We start from the raw sequence: 17,818 nt of genomic DNA, 5'->3' as shown, positions 1-17,818 counted from the left end.
AAATAATTGAAGAAGAGTCTGCATCATCGGAAGATAAAGAAATTAAAGAAGAAGAAATTATCAATAATGAGGAAGATTTAACAGAAGAAGATAAAGACAAATATAAATATTATCTTAATAAATTTGAAGATAAAGTAAATGAAGAAGAATTAGAAGATCTGGTATATATAAATAATGTTCAATTAGATGAAATAAAAGATTCGGATTTGAATATGCTTGAGAATATTATTAAAGGCGATGAAGAAGAGGGAGCGGAACTTATTCGTATAGACGATAATCCGAATTGGGAAGAGAATATTAAGGCTAAATCTGTGGAAAATTTCGATTCTATGGACGAGCTTTTTAAGAAGGAGACTAATATGTCTGAAGAAAAAGAATTAGAAACTATTGAAAAAGAAAATTTGGACAGCGCTGTAGAAATTGAAGAGGAGTTTAGTTTAGGAGATGATAACGGACCTATACTAATGGAAGATGAAAATCATAAATCAAGAGATGATGATGATTTTGACGGAGAAATTACTCAGTCGGATTTGGATTATGCTATAAAATTATTTGAATCGGAAGAGGCCAGCGAGAATTTGAGCGAGTACAGTTCAAAGCAGGATATTTTATTATCAGAAAATGAAATTAATAAATTTAAAAAATTATTCGGATATTTCAAAAATATTGTTGAAAAAATGTCTCCTGAAGATTTAAACGATTTCTCAAAAACGGAATTTTATGATATGTATTCGTCTTTATTTAGAAAATTTAATGATTAAAAATAAAAGGGGCTTTATGAAAGTCCCTTTATTTATTAAAATTTTATTTAATTACTTATCTTTTAATAAAACTAAATCTTCACCCTCTAACTCTTTTACCCTTACCGATACATATTGATCCTGAGGTACATTAAGAGCAATACCTGTATAATTAGCGGATATCGGAAGCTCTCTTCCGAATCTGTCTACCAATACTAAAAGCGATACTCTGTTTGGTCTTCCGTAATCAAATAAAGCATTAAGAGCCGCTCTTATAGTTCTTCCTGTATAAAGCACATCATCAACAAGGAGTATTGTTTTATCTATAATATCAAAAGGTATATCGGTTTCTTTAATCTCAGGAAACTCAGAAAGCGATGATAAATCGTCTCTGTAAAGATTAATATCTATAGCTCCTATAGGGATATCTTTTTTTATTTTTTCTTCTAAAAGTTTTTTTAATCTTATTGCCAAAAAATCTCCCCTTCTTCTTATACCTACAATAGCTAATTTATCCATATTCTCTTTTTCTATTATTTCGGCAGCTAATCTGGGAAGAACTTTTTCGTATTCTTCGGCTTTCAGTAATACTCTCATTTTATACTCCTTTGATATTTTTAATAATTGCTTTATTTTATTATAATTTAATCGGTTTTTAAATTATAACGATTAAGATGAAAAAAATCAATATAATTATTTTTTACTTTTGCAAAAAATATGTTAAGTGTTTTTTCAGTTTACCGATATTATATACAAGGACAGTAAAAAAGTTAAAGTTAACATAAAAGTTGATAATTTTATTTTACTGTTATATAATCGAAAAATAAACATATTATTTTAAGTGAGGAAATTATATGGCAGACGAAGAAAACTTAGACTTGGAAGAAGGCGAAGAAGAGGAAGAGGAACAAGCCGAAGCCGCACCAAAGAAAAAATTTGGTTTAAGCCCTATGATTGTTAAAATACTTATGGGGATTGCTGCCATTTTAGTTGTGGCTTTAATATCTGGAATTATAGCATTTTTTGTTTCTAAAAGTGTTGGAAGAGCATCAGGAGTACAAGGCGGAGTAGTTGATGATATGGTAAAACAGCCGCCTCCGTCAATATATCGTATAGATCCTGAGTTTAATGTAAATACAGCTGATATAGATGTGGCTAGATATGTTAAAGTAAGCATTATATTAACCTATACTACCAATACAAAACAGCTTGCGGTAGAACTTCCTGAAAGATTTTATATGATAAGAGATAGAATTGCTATGATACTTAGTTCTTATACTTATGATCAGTTAAGGACTAATGAAGGCAGAGAACAATTAAAAGCTGATATTAAACGCGAAATTAATAGCATGCTTAGAAATGGTCAAATAGACGGCATATTATTTGATAACTTCTTATTAAGCTAATTACAATAACGGAAAAAAGGATACTTGTATGACAGAAGTATTGTCACAAAGCGAAATAGATGCATTGCTTAGCGCTATATCTTCAGGTGAAAGTTTAGATAATATTGATACTAAACATGTAGAAGTAGAGCATAGAAAGATAAAAATATATGACTTTAAGCGTCCTGATAAGTTTTCTAAAGACCAAATTAGAACGCTTCAGATGATGCATGAAAACTTCGCACGCGTTACCACAACTTCATTATCAGCGCAGTTAAGGACATTGGTAGGTATTCATGTAGCAAGTGTAGATCAGCTTACTTATGAAGAGTTTATAAGAAGTGTTAGCAATCCTTCTACTTTGGCTATTGTCAGTATGGATCCTTTAAAGGGAAGCTCCATATTAGAAATTGATCCTTCTATCACTTTTACTATTATTGACAGATTATTCGGAGGTCCGGGTGAAAGTCCTAAGAACTTAAACAGAGAACTTACGGATATTGAGTTATCAGTTATGGAAGGTATTATAGTAAGAATATTAGGAAATTTAAGGGAAGCTTGGTCTCAGGTAATAGACTTACGACCTCGTTTAGGTTCCATAGAAACTAACCCTCAATTTGCGCAGATGGTAAGTCCTAATGATATGGTTGTGCTTATTACTTTAGAAACTAAGGTAGCTGATGTTGAAGGTATGATGAACTTTTGTATACCGTATATTACTATTGAGCCTATACTTTCTAAATTCTCTGCTCAATATTGGTATGCATCTATTAGAAGAGGAAGCACCAGCGAAAATTTAAAAATTATTAAAGAAAAATTACAAAATATATATGTTGAAACTTCGGCGGAACTTGGATCTATGCAATTGCCGCTGTCAGACATTCTGAATCTTCAGAAAGGTGATGTTGTTAAGTTTACAGATACTAAGATTACGGATCCTGTTATATTTAAGATAGGAAATAGAAAGAAATTTTTATGCCGTCCGGGTATATCGGGCAGCAGAATGGCTGTACAGCTTACGGGTGTTATGGACGGAGGGTCTGATATAACCGAAGATGATTTATTAAAAGAGGAGGATTAATATTATGATGAGTGACGGTGCATTATCTCAAGATGAAATAGAAGCTTTGCTTAAAGGTACTGATGAAGCTTTCGGAGGCGACAATGGCGCCGCTAAAACATCTGGTAACGGAGGGGGTAATATAGATAAGCAGCTTTTTAATGAAGCCGCTAAGATGATAGCTGAAAATCAGGCTTTCTCGCTGTCTTCTATCTCTACTAAGACTGTAACTATCACTAATATTACCACCACAGTAGGCGATGTTAATAATCTGCATCAAATGCTGTCAGGAAAAATGATAGAGGCTAAAGTAGGGTATACTGGTTCTATTACGGGAAATGTTTATTATTTTATGGGAGAAAACGAGGCTTTAATAGTTGCTTCACTTATGATGGGGCAGAAGGAAGAGGCTTTAAATGATATGGTTTCTCAGGTATTAAAAGAAGCTTTCTCGCAAATGGTAGGAGTTTCCGACAGCGCATTATCTTCAAGGTTTGGGGGTAATTTTACTAATTCCCCTATAGAAACATCTATATTTGAAGATGCTTTCGGCATTAATATACAGGGACCTTTAGCCATAGTAAGCGGTTCTTTAACTATTGAAGGGGAAGTGGAAAATGCTCCTTATGTATTTGCTTTAGAACTTCCATTATTGCAAAGTCTGTTAGGCTCTTCTTCTGCAGGAAATGCGTCTAATAATTCTCAGGCAGATAATTCTATGTCAGGGCTTTTAGATAATCAGGCATTTGATTCTTCTCCGCAGTTAGGAGTACAGCATGCCGAGTTTAACTCTTTGATGCCTGCTTCTGATGTACAGGGAACTGGCAATATAGGTCTTCTTATGGATGTTACTATGAATATGACCGTAGAGCTTGGAAGGGCTACTATGACCATAAGAGATATATTAGGTCTTGGAGAAGGTTCAATAATAGAGCTTCAGAAATTAGCGGGAGAACCTGTTGATTTGCTTGTTAATGGTAAATTAATAGCTAAAGGCGAGGTTGTGGTAATAGATGAAAACTTCGGCGTGCGTGTTACTGATATTATTAATCCTATGGAAAGACTTACTAATAAACCTAGATAATAAATTAAAATAATTAATTTATAAATAAAAAAGCTGAGATATTATTCTCCGCTTTTTTATTTATAAAAGTTATATTATTTTATTGAAAATTATTTTACAAACATATATACTATTAAAGTATATAGAATTATGAGGTTGCTTAAAATATAATAATGAGCGATAAAAAAGAAGATGTTTCAAAAATATCCGAAGGCAATATAAGTCTTCTTATGGATGTTTCTATTAATGTTACTGTTGAGCTTGGAAGGGCTAAATTAAGCATTAAAGATATATTAGGTCTTGGAGAGGGTTCAATAATAGAGCTTCAGAGATTGGCGGGGGACCCTATTGATTTATTTGTTAATGGTAAATTAATAGCTAAAGGTGAAGTTGTTGTAATAGATGAAAGTTTCGGCGTGAGAATTACCGATATCGCTGATTCTATATATGTTATTGAAAATAATAATAAAAAATAATACTCTTTTTCTTGACTTTTACTATATTATTACATATAACGATGCTGTAAATGATTTTAAGGAGTTTAGAATGCATATTTTGTCAGACGCCCAATATAATTTTTCTAAATTCTATAAATCTTTAAAATGCAGTTTATTAAAATCTGATAAGCAATATTCTATATAAAATAAATTCTTATTCATTAATAAATATTTTGATTTTTAATTATTGAGGTGTTGAATAATGCAAAGCGATATAATATCAGATAGTTTGTTCTTATCTATGAAAGAATTTTTAATTGATTTGAGAAGAGATTTGCATGCTAATCCTGAACTTGGTTTTGAAGAGTTTAGAACATCAAAAAAAATTTCTTCAATATTGGAATCTCTTAATATTAAGCATAAGACAGAAATTGCAAAAACAGGAATAATAGCAGATATAGAAGGTAAAGATAAAAATTTTACCATAGCTTTCAGAGCAGATATGGACGCTTTGCCTATGGAAGATAAAAAAAACTGTTCATACTCTTCAAAGAATAAAGGCAAATGTCATTCCTGCGGACATGATGTGCATAGTGCAATACTTACAGGCATAGCAAAATATTTTTCACAGATACAGCCTCCATGCAATATAAGGTTAATATATCAGCCTGCCGAAGAAACTACAGGAGGAGCACTTCCTATGATAAATGAGGGGGCATTGGATAATGTTGATATTATTTACGGTCTTCATGTACGCCCTGAAATAAAAATGGGACAGATAAGCATATCATATGGAGCAATGTATGCAGGTTCGAATATGTTTGAAATTCATATTCATGGCAAATCGGCTCATGGCGCTAAATCTTATAATGGTGCAGATGCTATAATAATTGCATCTCATATTATAACTCAGCTTCATAGTTTTACTTCCGCATTTACAGACGGCAGTATGAGGATTCATATAGGTACTATAAACGGAGGAAAGGCAAATAATATAGTATCGGATAATGTAAAAATGGAAGGCATTATCAGAATGCTATGCGATGATGATGCAAGAAATATCAGATTAAATAAGATAAAAAATATTGTTGTAAATACTGCTGACAGCTTTTCTGCCGATGCCGAGTTTATTAATATTCCTTCTTATCCTGCTTTGATTAATCATGATGATGCTGTAAATATAATAAAGGATACAGGAGAGTATCTTTTGGGTAAAGATAATTGTTTTGAGGAGAAGCCTAACATGACAACAGAAGATTTCAGTTATTATCTTCAGAGAGTAAAAGGGGCTTTTTTTAGTTTAGGGGTATCAAATGAAAATATAAATATACCTATTCATAATGGTTTATTTGATATAGATGAAAATGCAATTAATATAGGTGTGAAAATACAAGTATTAAATGTTTATAATACATATAAAAATAAAGATAAACTGAAATAATTATTTTTTATTTTTGCTATGGAAAAAAATAAAATACAATATATAATAGGAGATGAATATGCCGTTATTTGAAGGATCAGGTGTAGCTTTAATAACACCTTTTACAAAGGACAATAAAGTTAATTATGAAAAACTGGAAGAGTTAATAGAATTTCAAATAGCAAATAAAACTGATGCCATAGTAGCGGCAGGCACCACGGCGGAAAGCTCCACTCTTACAGCTGAAGAAAGAATGAATGTTATTAAGTTCTGCATAGAGCATACAAGAAAAAGAACTTTAGTAATAGCAGGTACAGGGACTAATAATACGGTTTCTGCTGTAGAATTCAGCAGAAAATCTTATGAATACGGCGCAGATATAGTTATGGCAGTGACTCCTTATTATAATAAAGGAAATGAAAGCGGACTTATTGATTATTATAAAAAAATTGCGGGCAGTGTTAAATGTCCTGTTATTGTATATAGTGTTCCTTCAAGAACGGGTGTGAAATTATCTCTTAATGTTATTAAAACATTATCTGAAATTTCAAATATTCAAGGTATTAAAGAGGCAAGCGGTGATATCAGTTATGTTGCTGATATTGCAAATACAGCACCTAATATGGATATATATTCAGGAAATGATGACATAATAACACCTATGATGGCTTTAGGTGCTAAAGGAGTTATATCCGTTACAAGTAATATTATTCCGAAAGAAAATCATGATATGGTTATGAATTTTCTTAATGGGAATGTAAATGAAGCTGTTAAATCTCAAATTAAATATATGGATTTTATAAGAGCCATGTTTATAGAAACTAATCCCGCTCCTATAAAAGAAGCTATGAATATTATGGGGTTTGATGTAGGAGAATGCAGATCTCCTTTGGGACCTTTGAGTTCTGAAAATAAAGAGCATATAAAAAATATTATAGATAAATATAAACTAAAAAAATAAAATATGGAGTAAAAATATGAAAGTAATAATACATGGAACAGGAGTTATGAGTTCAATCTTAAAAGAAGTTATAGAAAAAGATGGCGAGTTTGAAATTACAGGCTTTGCTGATGACTTTACTAATGAAAAAGGGGATATGATTATAGATTTTTCTCACTTTTCAAGACTTTCAGATATGATAGACTATGGCGTAAAAAATAATATACCTATGGTTATAGGTACAACAGGTTATGATGAGACAATGCTTACTAAAATTATTGAAGCTTCCAGTCATGTGCCTATAGTATTATCATCTAATACTTGTATAGGTATTAATCTGATGAATGAAATTCTAGCTAAATTAGCTCCTCAGCTTAGAAATTTTGATATAGAAATTATTGAAACTCATCATAATAGAAAGGTTGACTCTCCAAGCGGTACGGCTAAAAGTCTTTATAATATAATTAATGATGCTTTAGATAATGAAATGTCATTTGTTAATGGAAGAAGCGGTTTGCATGTGAGAGATAAAAAAGAGATAGGAATACATTCATTAAGGGGCGGTTCTGTTATAGGAGATCACAGTGTTATTTTCTATGGAGATGATGAAATTGTAGAAATAAGACACTCTTCTACTTCCAGAAGAATTTTTGCTAACGGAGCAATCAAAGCTGCTAAATTTTTATTAGGAAAAAAACCTGGTCTTTATAGAATGAAAGATGTTTTATCACAGTAAGAAGATGCAGAGATAAAAAACAAATAGTTATACTGATGTAAATTAATTGTAGGAGATATTGAAATGGATATGTTGGAAAAATCTGAAGATATTATTGCATATATTAAAAATTCTAAAAAGAAAACGCCTGTAAAGATATATATAAAGGGAAATCTGCCTAAAATTAAAACTAATGCTAAAGTCTTTTCTTCAGGCGAATTGCATTTTATAATAGGGGATTATGAAGATATTAAAAATATATTAAATGAATATAAAAAATTTATAGATGATTATTACTTGGAAAATGACAGAAGAAATTCAGGAGTTCCTACTTTAGATTATTTTGATGTTAATGCCAGAATAGAACCGGGAGCCGTTATAAGAGATAAGGTAAAAATAGGCAATAATGCTGTTATTATGATGGGAGCTATTATCAATATCGGTGCCGAAATAGGGGATAACACTATGATAGATATGGGAGCCGTTTTAGGAGGACGCGCTATAGTAGGAAAAAATTGTCATATCGGAGCAGGCGCTGTACTTGCAGGAGTAATTGAACCGCCTTCCGCTAAACCTGTTATTGTTGAGGATAATGTTGTTATAGGTGCTAATGCTGTTATTATAGAAGGAGTTCATATCGGTAAAAATGCTGTTATTGGAGCAGGCGCTGTTGTTATAGAGGATGTAGCTGAAAATCAAGTTGTAGCAGGAAATCCCGCTAAAGTTATTAAAGATAAAGATGAAAAAACTGCTGATAAAACTAAATTGGTAGATGATTTAAGAAAATAATTAAAAATACTTAATTTATAATTAATCATATTAAAAAGTGCAGAATTAGTCTGCACTTTTTATTTTTTACTCAAATTCGTAATATTTTGAGTATATAAATAACATCAGGTATATAAATATATTTTAATTATCAGCATATTAAAATATATTATTTATTTTTTTAAAACTTAAAATAATATAATTTATATTCTAAATTTAAACTTTTTTATTATATAAATTGACAAATAAAATATATTTGTTAAAATATAACATTATTATATACAATAATATTATATATAATATTTACTGATAGGGGATTACTATGATTGCTCTTAATAAAAATATACTTCAGGCACCTTATTCTCTTATAAGGAAACTTACGGAAAAAGCACAGAAAAAAGAAAATGCCATAATACTTACTATAGGAGAACCTGATTTAAAACCTCCGAAAGAATTAATTGATTATGCATGCGAATATGCTAAAACCCACACATTAGGATATACACATTCTGGAGGAGGCGAATATACCAGAACATTGGTAGCCAATCATTATAACAAATACTATAATTCAGATATAAAAGCCGATAATGTTACTATGCATATAGGATCTATGGAAGGCATATCTTCCGTATTTAGAACCATATTAAATATTGATGATGAAGTTATAATACCTGCCCCGTTTTTTTCTCCATATGAACAGGCTGTAAAGCTTTCTTACGGCAAGCCTGTATTTTTAGATACAAGAGATGATCATTTGGTATTAAAGCCTGAGGCAATAGATAAAGTAATTACTGATAAAACTAAAGCGATACTTTTCAGCAATCCCGGAAATCCTTCAGGATATATGCTTAAGAAAGAGGAAACAGATGATCTTGTTAAATATTTTGAAAAAAAGGATATATTTATAATAGCTGATGAAATATATTCTGCCATATCATTTTATCCTTTTACATCATTTGCCTCTTATCCTTCCATAAAGGATAAAGTTATAGTTCTTAACGGTTTTTCAAAATCGCATTCTATGACAGGCTGGAGAATAGGATACAGCATATCCCCCGAATATGTAAGAAAATGCCTGCTTAATGCAAGTTTTAATAATGTAGGAAGTATGGTTGCTCTTTCCTGCGCTATTGCCGAATATGCTATGGAGAAATACCCTGTAATAGAAAGTTTCAGAGATATTTATAAAGAAAGGGCTTTCTTCTTAGGCAAGGAGCTTTCCGATTTAGGATTTGATGTTATAGAACCCAGAGGGGCTTTTTATTTATTTGTAGGATACGGAAAAATTTCAAAAGAACCTTCGCTTGACTTTGCTATGAGATTATTAGATGAAACAGGCGTTGCCGTAGTACCAGGAATCGCCTTTGGAAGCGAAAACTATTTCAGAATAGCTTTAACTCAGGATATACCCATATTGAAGGAAGCAGCAGAAAAGATAAAAGAATTTGTGCATAAATAAAAAATTATATAAAATCTAAAGTATATTTAAAATTTTACTCTTGTTTTTTATATTAATAAATATAATTATTCTGCAAAAAATATATTTATAACTGCATTAATATTTATTATACTTATAGGCCTTATATAATATTTTGTCTTTTCTAAAACCATAAATTTGTTTTTATCTGTTTCCGAGTTTTTATAATTCATTATATATTTAATTCCTTCAGAATGTATGCTGCTGTATTTTATGTTTAATGTCAATATCTCTTCATTATCATCTGGAAGATCATTCGCTATATCAAAATAAAGCATTTGTTCTGTTTTATTAAACTCTTGATTTTCTATTCTTTGAAATTTGGCTATTATTATTTTTGTTCTATTATTTTTATTGAAATAATCATATTTGAAATTGATATTTTCTATATCATTATAGCTTTCTGCAAATAATTCTTCATTGTTTTTAGAGTTTTTGATTTTTTCTAATAATTTATAATCCATTTTTTCATTTAAAATAACTGATGTGAATTTACTAGATGATATTCTCTCATCATTATTAACTTTATAATTTATAAATTTAATATTATATTTTGAAATTTCTTCTATGGATATGCCATTTTCAAAGTGAATTTTTTTTCTGTAATTACTTCTTATATCCTCATAAGAAATTTTTGCATTATCATAAAATGTAGGTATAACATAAGAAAAGAATGATAATTTTTTTGTATTTAAATTATATAAATATGCATTGGTTCCCAAGTATCCTGTGGAAGAAATCCAAGGATAGGCGCCTAAGCCTAATAATTCACAGCTTTTTCTATTTATATATTTGCTTCTGATTTCACCTGTAAGCATTTTTACAGTTTTATTATTATTATTTTTTTTAGCTTTTTCTATTGTTTTTATAGTATTATAAAGTTTTGAAAGTATAGCAAAAGCAAATAATTTATTAAAAGAAGCATGTTTATTTATCATAGATTCAATACTCTTAGAAATACTCCTAAACATTTTAGCTAATTCAGGCATATCTTTTACCTGAAGCTTTATACTTAATTGTTCTGCTATATCAAAATCTTTTTCACTGCATGAATATAATCCTTTTTCAAAAATATTTTCAATGAATTCTTTTGAAAACTTTAAAATATTTTCATCTATTTCTTTATTATCTTCTTTAATTTCTTCCAAAGAATTATACATCTGCTTATATTTTAATATTGCTATTATTTTATGTGTGCAAATGGAAGCATCTTTACATGAACATACTGATTTTTTTATACTGTCTTTTTTCGGAAAATAAATAGTTATATTTTCTTCAGGTATAGTGATTTCAAGCATTTTATTTTCTTTTATGTCAGCTTCAATATCATCATACAATCTGTCTAATGCATATTCGAAATTTTTCTTTGTGCTTAATTTTATTATTTCATCAAAGGTAATATTTTTAACTTCATCAAATATATTATTTTCTTCTTTACTTTCAATTTCTTTATTATTGTCTGTATTATCTTTTTCTTTATTTTCATTATGAGTATTGTTTTCTATAGTATTTATATAGAGAATTGACATTATAATATGTTTGCATACATCTTTTGAAGGGCATGAACATTTACTTGATTTTATATCTTCATCTAGTATTACTTCTATTTTTTCGCCTGTATCTATTGTAATTTTTATTTTTCCGTCTGTCTCTTCAAGCTTTATTTTTTCAGGGCTTGAAGTTATAATATTATCAATATCTTTTACTGAGCGGTTGTATATTCCTTTATTTGTTAATGTGAGAAGGAAATTTTCATTTGTATATTGTTTTAAATTATTAATTTTTTCAGTCATTAAAATATTCCGTTATAATTTTATTTATATAAAATTAATTAAATCATCTAATTGTATTTTTTTATTTATTGACTAAAAAATAATATACTAAAATTAATAAATTGTCAAAGTATGCATAATATTATAATAAATAGAAAAGAGCATACATATAAAATGCATACCCTTTCTATATTTATATTCGGTAAAATTATATTTAATCTTTTTTAGTTTTCATAAAGAGTATTAAAATACCGCTTGCTATGAAATTGCTTGCATAAGTTCCTATAATTACGCCAGAGAAGAATGTAAAGGCAAAGTCATAAAGAATGAATCCTCCCCATATCATTATTGCAAGCGCTGCAAGAAGCGTTGAAATACTGGTTATTATGGTTCTTCCTACAACATTATTGAGGCTGATATTTACAATATCTTTAAATGGCTTTTTTATATCGGAGTTTTCTCTGATTCTGTCAAATACAACAATAATATCATTAATTGTATAGCCTATCAAAGTAAGCATTGAAGAGAGAACAAGTACCGAAAATTCTTTATTTAAGAAAAGAAGTATGCCGAATACTATAACAACATTATGTATAAGAGTAATTATTGCTGGAAAAGCATATCTGTAATTGAATCTTATTGTAATATATATCATTATTATAATCCAAGAAACAATTATAAGTATAAATGCCAGTTTCAGATTATCAGCAGATACAATACCGCTTATAATGTTGCTTCCTATTAAATTAACATTATCCATGCCGTATTTATCATAAAGCACTTTCATAGCCCTATCTGATTCTTCGTTTGAGCCTCTGAATCTTAAAAGAAATGCATTAATATTGGCATCTCCTTCAAGCTCCTGAATATTTACAGTTTCAGCTCCGAAATTACTGTATAAAACTCTTATTTCTGAAATATTAATAACTTCCTTATTATTTATCTGCACTTTTAATTCAACGCCGCCTGCAAAGTCAATACCCATATTGAAGCTATTACTTCCGAGTTTGCTTACAAATAAAACGATGGAAGCTGTAAACAGTATAGCGGATACAACAGCCGCAATAGGCATAATTTTAACAAACGGTATCTTATTTTTTGTTATATTATTATTTTCTTTTTTATAAGATTTATCCTTATTCTCTTTTTTTATCTCTTCACTCATTATAAAATCCTATTTATTTTATATAAAGAAAAAACCTGCTTTTTTTACTGCTTTAGTTTTTATTATTTCTTCATATATGTATCTGGTAATAAAGACAGCCGTAAACAGATTTATCAAAATACCAAAGAACAAAGTAATGGCAAAACCTTGTACAGGACCGTTTCCGAATATCCAAAGTATTAATGCTACAATTATAGTTGTTATATTAGAATCAAATATTGTAGCAAAAGCTCTGTCATATCCCGATATAATGGCATCAGATATATTGTTTTTTATTTTTAGTTCATCTTTTATACGCTCAAATATTATAACATTAGCATCAACTGCCATGCCCATGGTAAGTATAAGTCCTGCTATACCCGGAAGGGTTATAGTAAATCTTAAAGGAGATAGAACTGCTATAATAAGTACGACATTTACAAGCATAGCTATTGTAGCCAATACTCCTGAAAGCCTGTATACAGCTATCATAAATACTGAAACTAAAATAGCCGCCATAAGCAAGGCTGAGGCTCCCGCTTTAACGGAGTCTGCCCCTATAGACTGACCGACAACTTCTTCTTCTACTATGCTTACATTTATAGGCAAAGCGCCTTCTTTTAATATTCTTGCCAAATCCTGAGCTTCTTCTAAACTGAAACTTCCGTCAATATATCCTCTTCCCATATTAATTTCATCTCTGATATTAGGCGCACTTATAACTTTATCATCTAAAACAATTGCAAGCATTCTGTTTTTATTTTTAGCCGTAACTTCTGCAAATTGTACAGAACCTTCATTATTAAGTTCAAATTCAACAGTGATTTTTCCGAATTCTCCGCTGCCTACCTGAGCATTAATCAAAGTATTTCCCTCAAGAGAGGGCTCTTTATTAACTATAACAGGAGCGCCCCTGATTCTTCTTCCGAAATCATCTCTTTCGCTGTAGAAATAAAGCTGTCTGCCGTATTCAGGTATTTTAGAGATATTGGTAAACACTCCCATAAGCATATCATTTGTAGTTAAAGAGGCGGTTGCTTTTTCATCAACTAAGTTGAATGTTAAAGCTCCCTGACTTAATACAATATTTTTTATTCTGTCTGGATCTCTTGCTCCAGGAAGCTCAATAACAACTCTGTCTTCTCCCTGCTTTCTTATTCCTACCTCGCTTACTCCGAATTGATCAATTCTTCCTCTAAGTCTTGAGATAAGTCTTTCCATAGCATCATTTTTTTCTTCGGCAGTGAGAGATGAAACATTTCTTTCAAGTCTTCCTGCATATTCTTCAAAATCAGCCTGTAAAACTATTCTTATGCCGCCTTGCAAATCCAAACCCATATTTACAGATTCTCTTCTTAATTTTTTAAGAGACTGAACATTATCAATTTGCTCTTTGGTATAGCCTTTTGCTATCATTTCGTCTAAAGATAAATTACTTTCTTCTTTTTTAATCTCGGGTGTGAAAAAATACCATCTTATTGTAGGATTAATAAACCAAGCCATTATGCCAAGTCCTATAATTATAAATGCCAGTCTTAAATTATGACTCATTACATCGTCCTGTTATATGATTTTTTATTATTCTTTTTTGTCTTCTGCCTGAGCTTTTTCTAAATCTTCTTTAAAATGATTTTTATCTTCTATAGTCTTTTTATCTTTTTTACTTTCTTTTTTAGGAGGATTTAGAATCTCTTCCGTAACAACTGCAGATATTGAAGATTTCATTATTTCTATTTTAGTATTTTCGCCTACTTTAACCACAGCAATTCTGCCTCCTTCCTTATCGGATACATATTCTGCAATTATTCCGCCTGATACTATAACTTTATCTCCTTTTTTTAATTCGGCTATGCTTTTAGCTAATTTTTTTTGCTGCATTCTCTGCGGTCTTATCAGCAAGAAATAAAATATGGCAAATATTACTGCCATCATGCCGAAAGATATTATAGGGCTGCCTGCCTGACCTTGAGCACCTTGCGCATATAATGTGGCTTGGAACATTCTTTTATTACCTCTTAATTTTTTTTATTTTTTGATTGTATCATATTATCAATAATTTATACTTATGTCAATATTTTTTATTATTTAATTATTTCAATAATAGGATAAATATTCAGATGAAATTTAATATCAGTATTATAAAACTCTATCTGAGAATTTCATTAATATCAAACTCGTCTCTATATTTAACATTTGACCAACCTGAACTCTTATAAAAAGAAGAATTAGTAAAAGAACTCTCATATTCTTTTCCAATATTTGGAAGATATAGATTAATTTGCTTAGGAACTTCAGCAAATACTCAACCATTAAACTTACAGTTTGTATAATCTTCTTCTTTCATTCCATAATATACAAAAGATTTTAAATTAGTGCATTTACCAAAAGCAAAATTCTGAAAATTAATAACTTTGCTTTTTATTAATATAGTTTTTAAATTTGCTGAATTATAAAAAGCATATGTACTGACATTAGTAATATTCTCATTTAATACTACTGTTTCCAATCCGCATTCTTGAAAAGAATTATTTGCAATATTAGTAAGAGAAGCAGGAATTGAAACATTTTTTAATTTCGGAGTATTATTAAAAGAATTTGAACTTAATTCATATAATGAATCTGGAAATACAATATTAGTTAAATTTATGCAGTTTTTAAATATTTCATTTCCTGTTATATGAAGATCATGAGGCAGTTTTATACCGGCTAATTTATCTAAATCTTTGAATGCCTGATGCATTGTTTGTAAATTTGTGCAGTTTTTTTAATCCAAATATATTAACCTGTCTGAACCTTTAATATAATCTTTAATAATCTTTAATTTATTACTATCTATAATTTCCTTTAAAGCAAAGCATATTATAAGGATTGCCATTTAAATATTCATTCATCTTATTGGTTAAATCATTTTGGTTTATTATAGATAAATCTATATAATCTCCTGTTATATAGTAAGAATCATTATAATTCATATAGTGGCTTAAAAGATTTTTATTGCAGGAAATAAAAGAAATATAAATTAAGATAATAAAAATAGTTTGTTTTGCTCTGATTATTTTAATAAAATTTTTATGCAATGCCAAAAGAAAAGCTGATAAATATAAAATTATAATTGATTGATTGATAATTATGATATCTCCAGTTAAATATATTATAGTGAACTTTAAGCTTTATGTCAATGATTTTTTAAATTGTTTATTTTTCAGTATTTGATAATAAATCCTATATAAATTAATTTGAATAAAATTATTAAATACGGCTTGATTTTTTTTAATAATATGCTAATATATTCTGAAATTGAAAGCTCGGGTGATGGAACTGGTAGACATAGCAGATTTAAAATCTGCTGGTACTTGTTACCGTGCCGGTTCGATTCCGGCCCCGAGCATATATAAACTAAAGCGGAGAATAATTTACAGAGTTTTATATCTGTAATTTTTTTATATTAGAATATGGTAAATAATCACGATAAACTTTCTAGGCAAAATTTAATTATATTAATAATAGGACTCTTATTATTTGCATTAAGTTTTTTATTTACAGCAATGATCGGACAGCATCCTGAAGGTTTTTTAGGTTTTTTAGCTCCTTTTACTATGCTTGCAGGAATAATTACCATAGCGGCTGGTTTTTTATATAAATCTGACTCTTAAAGTTCTATACAATTTTTATTTATTATCAAATAGTTTCTTATAAATATTATCCTGCTCCTCTAAATGAACAGCGAAACCGACGGCTATTTTATTATTTGTAGCCTTTATTATTTTTCTTGCTCCTTCCTCTCCGAATCCTCCGCAAAGTTCTATGCAGTCAATACCTTCTTTTTGAAGTTCTTCTGCTGCTTTGCATGCTTCTTCAATATTAGAGACACCGATAATCTGCGAAATATTATTATGTATGTATGCTCTGTCTTTTTTACTGTCAAAAATTTTATCCATTATTATATAGGCAAATTTCATTTATAAAGCCTCCTTAACTTTTAAAAGTTTTTTATCTATAAATTAAGAAATCATAAAATTAAGTATATATGTTTTTTTAATTTAAAACAAATACTTTAGAGCTTTATATTTTATTGGCAATAATATATCTTTTATGTTATAATTCATCATCATTCTTGAATTAATAATTATTAAATTAATACAGAGGTTTTTTTATGATTATAAAAAAAATATTATTCATCTATTTATTATTATTAATAATATCTTCCTGCAAAGAAAAAGAAAAAAAAGAGGAAGAAAAAATAAATATCAGAAATATCAGCATAAGTTCTCCTGAAAATATATATCATACAGCATATACCAATACAGTAAAGATTCAGGGCAAGTATGTTGATATAGGCAGCTCTTATTATTCCTTATGCGGAAGAAAAGAAGGAGAATACAGCAAAGATTATGATATATTTGAAGCAATACAAAACGGCAGTCTTAAAAGAGTAATGGAGCTGATTGATGAGGGAACAGATATGCAGTATGACGGTGAAGAAATAAGTAACGGCATAAAATCATTGTATGCATCCGGAGCTACGCCTTTAATATTTGCCGTATTTTACAGGGATTTAGGAATAATTAAATATCTTCTTGATAATAAAGCCGATCCTTATATATGCGATAATGACGGCTGGAATTCTTTTATCTGGGCTTGCAGCAGCGGAAATATTGATGCAATAAAAATGCTTATTGAAAAATATCCTGATTTGATTAATTCAAAAAACAGAGCCGGTGCTGACGGTTTTCTTTCAGCGGTATCAGGCGGGAATACTGAAGTACTTGAATATTTGGTAAAAGATTTAGGTATGGATATGGAAAGTGTTGATGAAGACGGCGACGGTATTTTATATTATGCTGATGATGATAAGATTATAGAGAAATTAAGAGAGCTTGGGGCTGATATTTAAATA

General features: G+C 29.5%; 20 protein-coding genes and 1 tRNA gene. 13 read left to right on the top strand and 8 right to left on the bottom strand.

Annotated features, from left to right (window positions below):
* The coding region (locus tag QZ306_RS10035) for a hypothetical protein (protein ID WP_295163537.1) at positions 1-761 on the top strand (761 nt) is incomplete at its 5' end.
* Between the two features lie 51 nt (positions 762-812).
* Here QZ306_RS10035 and pyrR read toward each other — a convergent pair.
* A complete protein-coding gene (gene pyrR, locus QZ306_RS10030) occupies positions 813-1,337 on the bottom strand; it encodes a bifunctional pyr operon transcriptional regulator/uracil phosphoribosyltransferase PyrR (protein ID WP_295163534.1) in 525 nt (174 codons plus the stop codon).
* 257 nt (positions 1,338-1,594) lie between these two features.
* On the opposite strand from pyrR, the gene QZ306_RS10025 reads away from it, so the two are divergent.
* From QZ306_RS10025 to QZ306_RS09985, 9 genes are all read left to right on the top strand, one after another.
* A complete protein-coding gene (locus QZ306_RS10025) occupies positions 1,595-2,146 on the top strand; it encodes a flagellar basal body-associated FliL family protein (protein WP_295163533.1) in 552 nt (183 codons plus the stop codon).
* 28 nt (positions 2,147-2,174) lie between these two features.
* Positions 2,175-3,206 (top strand): flagellar motor switch protein FliM, encoded by a 1,032-nt coding sequence (gene fliM, locus QZ306_RS10020; RefSeq protein WP_295163531.1) that lies wholly within the window; start codon positions 2,175-2,177, stop codon positions 3,204-3,206.
* A gap of 4 nt (positions 3,207-3,210) precedes the next feature.
* Positions 3,211-4,269, top strand: a complete 1,059-nt coding sequence (fliN, locus tag QZ306_RS10015) for a flagellar motor switch protein FliN (protein ID WP_295163529.1) — start codon at positions 3,211-3,213, stop codon at positions 4,267-4,269.
* Between the two features lie 152 nt (positions 4,270-4,421).
* A complete protein-coding gene (fliN, locus tag QZ306_RS10010; RefSeq protein WP_295163527.1) occupies positions 4,422-4,724 on the top strand; it encodes a flagellar motor switch protein FliN in 303 nt (100 codons plus the stop codon).
* Between the two features lie 223 nt (positions 4,725-4,947).
* Positions 4,948-6,126: a M20 family metallopeptidase gene (locus QZ306_RS10005; RefSeq protein ID WP_295163525.1), complete on the top strand. Its 1,179-nt coding sequence runs from the start codon at positions 4,948-4,950 to the stop codon at positions 6,124-6,126.
* Between the two features lie 58 nt (positions 6,127-6,184).
* Positions 6,185-7,066 (top strand): 4-hydroxy-tetrahydrodipicolinate synthase, encoded by an 882-nt coding sequence (gene dapA / locus QZ306_RS10000; RefSeq protein ID WP_295163523.1) that lies wholly within the window; start codon positions 6,185-6,187, stop codon positions 7,064-7,066.
* A 16-nt stretch (positions 7,067-7,082) separates the two neighbouring features.
* Positions 7,083-7,781, top strand: a complete 699-nt coding sequence (gene dapB / locus QZ306_RS09995) for a 4-hydroxy-tetrahydrodipicolinate reductase (protein WP_295163521.1) — start codon at positions 7,083-7,085, stop codon at positions 7,779-7,781.
* Between the two features lie 63 nt (positions 7,782-7,844).
* Positions 7,845-8,549 (top strand): 2,3,4,5-tetrahydropyridine-2,6-dicarboxylate N-acetyltransferase, encoded by a 705-nt coding sequence (dapD, locus tag QZ306_RS09990; protein ID WP_295163519.1) that lies wholly within the window; start codon positions 7,845-7,847, stop codon positions 8,547-8,549.
* A 304-nt stretch (positions 8,550-8,853) separates the two neighbouring features.
* Positions 8,854-9,987 (top strand): pyridoxal phosphate-dependent aminotransferase, encoded by a 1,134-nt coding sequence (locus QZ306_RS09985; RefSeq protein ID WP_363322646.1) that lies wholly within the window; start codon positions 8,854-8,856, stop codon positions 9,985-9,987.
* 65 nt (positions 9,988-10,052) lie between these two features.
* Here QZ306_RS09985 and QZ306_RS09980 read toward each other — a convergent pair whose 3' ends face one another.
* The 6 genes from QZ306_RS09980 to QZ306_RS09955 form a co-directional block, all read right to left on the bottom strand.
* Positions 10,053-11,798 (bottom strand): SWIM zinc finger family protein, encoded by a 1,746-nt coding sequence (locus QZ306_RS09980; protein WP_295163515.1) that lies wholly within the window; start codon positions 11,796-11,798, stop codon positions 10,053-10,055.
* A gap of 193 nt (positions 11,799-11,991) precedes the next feature.
* Entirely contained in the window at positions 11,992-12,942 is a 951-nt protein-coding gene (gene secF, locus QZ306_RS09975) for a protein translocase subunit SecF (protein ID WP_295163513.1), read from the bottom strand.
* Positions 12,943-12,960: 18 nt separating this feature from the next.
* Complete coding sequence (secD, locus tag QZ306_RS09970; protein ID WP_295163511.1) at positions 12,961-14,472, bottom strand: protein translocase subunit SecD; 1,512 nt, start codon at positions 14,470-14,472, stop codon at positions 12,961-12,963.
* 27 nt (positions 14,473-14,499) lie between these two features.
* On the bottom strand, positions 14,500-14,922 hold the full coding sequence (yajC, locus tag QZ306_RS09965; protein ID WP_295163509.1) for a preprotein translocase subunit YajC: 423 nt from the start codon (positions 14,920-14,922) through the stop codon (positions 14,500-14,502).
* A 301-nt stretch (positions 14,923-15,223) separates the two neighbouring features.
* Entirely contained in the window at positions 15,224-15,661 is a 438-nt protein-coding gene (locus QZ306_RS09960) for a leucine-rich repeat domain-containing protein (protein ID WP_295163507.1), read from the bottom strand.
* Between the two features lie 88 nt (positions 15,662-15,749).
* Positions 15,750-15,893: a hypothetical protein gene (locus tag QZ306_RS09955; protein WP_295163505.1), complete on the bottom strand. Its 144-nt coding sequence runs from the start codon at positions 15,891-15,893 to the stop codon at positions 15,750-15,752.
* A gap of 331 nt (positions 15,894-16,224) precedes the next feature.
* Here QZ306_RS09955 and QZ306_RS09950 point away from each other — a divergent pair.
* Both QZ306_RS09950 and QZ306_RS09945 read left to right on the top strand, forming a co-directional pair.
* Positions 16,225-16,309 (top strand) — tRNA-Leu (locus QZ306_RS09950).
* Positions 16,310-16,373: 64 nt separating this feature from the next.
* The gene (locus tag QZ306_RS09945; RefSeq protein ID WP_295163504.1) at positions 16,374-16,574 is read left to right on the top strand and encodes a hypothetical protein; all 201 of its coding nucleotides are present in this window, start codon (positions 16,374-16,376) and stop codon (positions 16,572-16,574) included.
* Between the two features lie 15 nt (positions 16,575-16,589).
* Here the strand turns inward: QZ306_RS09945 and QZ306_RS09940 are convergent, their stop codons facing one another.
* A complete protein-coding gene (locus QZ306_RS09940; protein ID WP_295163503.1) occupies positions 16,590-16,880 on the bottom strand; it encodes a DUF6506 family protein in 291 nt (96 codons plus the stop codon).
* 194 nt (positions 16,881-17,074) lie between these two features.
* Between QZ306_RS09940 and QZ306_RS09935 the strand changes: the two genes are divergently transcribed.
* Positions 17,075-17,815 (top strand): ankyrin repeat domain-containing protein, encoded by a 741-nt coding sequence (locus tag QZ306_RS09935; protein ID WP_295163501.1) that lies wholly within the window; start codon positions 17,075-17,077, stop codon positions 17,813-17,815.
* Positions 17,816-17,818 lie beyond the last annotated feature (3 nt).

Source organism: uncultured Brachyspira sp. (assembly GCF_910588665.1).
Classification (GTDB): domain Bacteria; phylum Spirochaetota; class Brachyspiria; order Brachyspirales; family Brachyspiraceae; genus Brachyspira.
This window is presented reverse-complemented; position numbering and strand designations above follow the sequence as displayed.

What these genes read in the sequence shown, in the direction of transcription:
- pyrR (WP_295163534.1), bottom strand. Translation starts at nt 1,337, where the DNA reads ATGAGAGTATTACTGAAAGCCGAAGAATACGAAAAAGTTCTTCCCAGA.
- QZ306_RS10025 (WP_295163533.1), top strand. Translation starts at nt 1,595, where the DNA reads ATGGCAGACGAAGAAAACTTAGACTTGGAAGAAGGCGAAGAAGAGGAA.
- fliM (WP_295163531.1), top strand. Translation starts at nt 2,175, where the DNA reads ATGACAGAAGTATTGTCACAAAGCGAAATAGATGCATTGCTTAGCGCT.
- fliN (WP_295163529.1), top strand. Translation starts at nt 3,211, where the DNA reads ATGATGAGTGACGGTGCATTATCTCAAGATGAAATAGAAGCTTTGCTT.
- fliN (WP_295163527.1), top strand. Translation starts at nt 4,422, where the DNA reads ATGAGCGATAAAAAAGAAGATGTTTCAAAAATATCCGAAGGCAATATA.
- QZ306_RS10005 (WP_295163525.1), top strand. Translation starts at nt 4,948, where the DNA reads ATGCAAAGCGATATAATATCAGATAGTTTGTTCTTATCTATGAAAGAA.
- dapA (WP_295163523.1), top strand. Translation starts at nt 6,185, where the DNA reads ATGCCGTTATTTGAAGGATCAGGTGTAGCTTTAATAACACCTTTTACA.
- dapB (WP_295163521.1), top strand. Translation starts at nt 7,083, where the DNA reads ATGAAAGTAATAATACATGGAACAGGAGTTATGAGTTCAATCTTAAAA.
- dapD (WP_295163519.1), top strand. Translation starts at nt 7,845, where the DNA reads ATGGATATGTTGGAAAAATCTGAAGATATTATTGCATATATTAAAAAT.
- QZ306_RS09980 (WP_295163515.1), bottom strand. Translation starts at nt 11,798, where the DNA reads ATGACTGAAAAAATTAATAATTTAAAACAATATACAAATGAAAATTTC.
- secF (WP_295163513.1), bottom strand. Translation starts at nt 12,942, where the DNA reads ATGAGTGAAGAGATAAAAAAAGAGAATAAGGATAAATCTTATAAAAAA.
- secD (WP_295163511.1), bottom strand. Translation starts at nt 14,472, where the DNA reads ATGAGTCATAATTTAAGACTGGCATTTATAATTATAGGACTTGGCATA.
- yajC (WP_295163509.1), bottom strand. Translation starts at nt 14,922, where the DNA reads ATGTTCCAAGCCACATTATATGCGCAAGGTGCTCAAGGTCAGGCAGGC.
- QZ306_RS09960 (WP_295163507.1), bottom strand. Translation starts at nt 15,661, where the DNA reads ATGCATCAGGCATTCAAAGATTTAGATAAATTAGCCGGTATAAAACTG.
- QZ306_RS09955 (WP_295163505.1), bottom strand. Translation starts at nt 15,893, where the DNA reads ATGAATTATAATGATTCTTACTATATAACAGGAGATTATATAGATTTA.
- QZ306_RS09945 (WP_295163504.1), top strand. Translation starts at nt 16,374, where the DNA reads ATGGTAAATAATCACGATAAACTTTCTAGGCAAAATTTAATTATATTA.
- QZ306_RS09940 (WP_295163503.1), bottom strand. Translation starts at nt 16,880, where the DNA reads ATGAAATTTGCCTATATAATAATGGATAAAATTTTTGACAGTAAAAAA.
- QZ306_RS09935 (WP_295163501.1), top strand. Translation starts at nt 17,075, where the DNA reads ATGATTATAAAAAAAATATTATTCATCTATTTATTATTATTAATAATA.